We start from the raw sequence: 288 nt of genomic DNA on the forward strand, positions 1-288 counted from the left end.
GACACGACGATCCCCCGCAGGCGCTCGCGCTCGACCCGCAGCCATTCCTCGAACGGCTCTTCCCGCAGGCCGAGCCCGTCGAGCAGGTCGCCGCGATAGACCGCGACGGCCCGTTCGAGATCCTCGGGCGCGGAACTCGCCGCCAGCGCCTCGAAGCGCGCCACGTCGAAATCGAAATCGTCGAGGTGAAGCGCGATGTTCGCGCCATCGGTCAGGAAGCGGCCGCCGCCGGAGAGGCTCATGGCTTTGCGGACGGACGACACCGCCTGCCTCAGGCTCATCCGCGCC

General features: G+C 70.1%; 1 pseudogene. It reads right to left on the reverse strand.

What is annotated here, in order from left to right:
* Positions 1–288: pseudogene (locus EN861_RS34980) on the reverse strand (alpha/beta hydrolase); the annotation flags it as partial.

This window comes from Mesorhizobium sp. M8A.F.Ca.ET.218.01.1.1, from assembly GCF_004791165.1.
Classification (GTDB): Bacteria; Pseudomonadota; Alphaproteobacteria; order Rhizobiales; family Rhizobiaceae; genus Mesorhizobium.